Source organism: Marinobacter fuscus (assembly GCF_003007675.1).
GTDB lineage: Bacteria > Pseudomonadota > Gammaproteobacteria > Pseudomonadales > Oleiphilaceae > Marinobacter > Marinobacter fuscus.
The window spans coordinates 1-1,663 of record NZ_PXNP01000022.1 but is presented as its reverse complement, the minus strand read 5'-3'; the positions used below and the strand labels follow the sequence as shown (position 1 = coordinate 1,663).

1 protein-coding gene and 1 pseudogene are annotated in these 1,663 nt (G+C 55.8%); one reads left to right on the top strand and one right to left on the bottom strand.

Translation table 11 applies throughout. The annotated features are described in order from the left end of the window. Positions 1-322, top strand: a pseudogene (locus C7H09_RS05880) (hypothetical protein); the annotation flags it as partial. A gap of 1,142 nt (positions 323-1,464) precedes the next feature. Here C7H09_RS05880 and C7H09_RS19945 read toward each other — a convergent pair. After that, on the bottom strand, positions 1,465-1,663 hold a 199-nt coding region (locus tag C7H09_RS19945; protein WP_206074278.1), incomplete at its 5' end, for a hypothetical protein.

The following is a 1,663-nucleotide window of genomic DNA, read 5'->3' as shown; positions in this document are numbered from 1 at the left end:
AGCGTTAAAAAGTCATGGAGACATTCGTATCAAAACTCTAGCTGAACTCTCCTTTGAGTATCTCTGGCTTGTCCTTTTCGCCGGAGAAGACGTGATTGATCTGGATTACTCAGTAAAATGCCAGGAGAACCTATCCGAGTATTTTTCCGCTATGACGCCAGGCGAGAAGGAAGCTTTATCTGCTGTTGCGCGAGAAACTCAAGCAAGGTTGTTGGCAGAGCCTGATGAGCACGGTTACACCCCGCGCAAATTGGTTACTGAGGAGCAACGGGCGTTTCTGGAGGCCTTGGCCTCTGGGGATATTTTTGAGCAATGGGGTTAGACTTTTTAACAAGTCGCAGCAGTACGCGGCCGATGGCCGCCGGACGCCCTTTCCATGGTGCCTTCGGCACCATTCCAAGGTCGCCGCTGTGCTCAGCGTTATTGGTCCTGGCCTTCTTCATTTTGGCTGGGTTAGTGCCAAGGCCTTGGCATCGGTTTGGTTGTAAAGCCGCTTGGGTTGGTGATGGCCAAGGCCGGAAACGTTGCTGTCGGGGTTGGTGGCCAACACCATCCGCAGCTTGGTTATTCATGGAGTGCCCCAGTCGCGGGGCCGTCCAGTTCAAACGGTAATCGGGTTGGTGCGGTTTGCGCTCTGGTTCCTTTCGCCATCCGTTGTGTTGGTGCAAGCTGTTCGGGAGAGGGCATTCAGCGTAGGGTGCCAAGGGAGACCTTGGTGGTGACCGGCCACTAACCAGCCGGTCAACCGGACGCCAAAAGCTAGTAGCTTTTGGTTCCCTCCGCTTGCGCTCCGGCGCCGGTTACCATCAGCGTTAGCTGGTAGTGCTTTGTACCTTTTGGGTGGCTGGGTGCTGATGGCCTTGGCCGAAAGCTGGCAGTAAAATCTGCAACATTGTGGCTTAGCCAAGGCCCGCAGGTTTGGCGTGTTGTTGGCAGCCCAACTGGTTATCAGTACTGGTTTAAAATTTGGACTTGGGCGCGTGGGGCTGTCCGCCGATAACGGATTCCTTGCCTACCTGCTACTCTGGCGCTCAGGTTCATTTGCCGCATCATTGGCGGTGACTTGGAATGTTTACACTGGCGAATGCTGGTGCCAGGCAAAGGTATAGGCCGTGATGTGGGTTGCCTGGAACCGGATTTGGGCAAAACCCCCCAAGCTAACAAGTCGCTGTAGTACGTTCCCGGCCTGCGGCCGTCCACCGGACGCCACTGTCGTGGCGCCGCTAAGCTCAGCGTTAGCTGGTAGTGCTTGGTACTTTTTTGGTGGCTGGGTGCTGATGGCCTTGGCCGAGAACCGGCAGTAAATCCGACAACATGGTGCGGTTGCCAAGGCCCGCAAATTTGGCGTGGTGTTGGTAGCTCAATTGGTCAGTGGTGATGGTAGTAACATGAGCGTTTGGGGCGTGGGGCAGTCCGCCAAAAATTGGTTCCTTGCTTACCTGCTACTCTGATGTTCAGGTTCATTCACCGCATCATTGGCGGTGGTTTTAATAAAAGTGCATCGGCGGGTTTGGGTGCAAGGGCTCCGGTGTGGGCTGCGATGTTGGTTGCCAGAGATCGGGCTTTATCGATGCCCCCAGCTAACCAGTCGCTGTAGTACGTTCCCGGCCCGGAGGGCCGTCCACCGGACGCCACTGACGTGGCGCCGCTAAGCTTGGCGTTA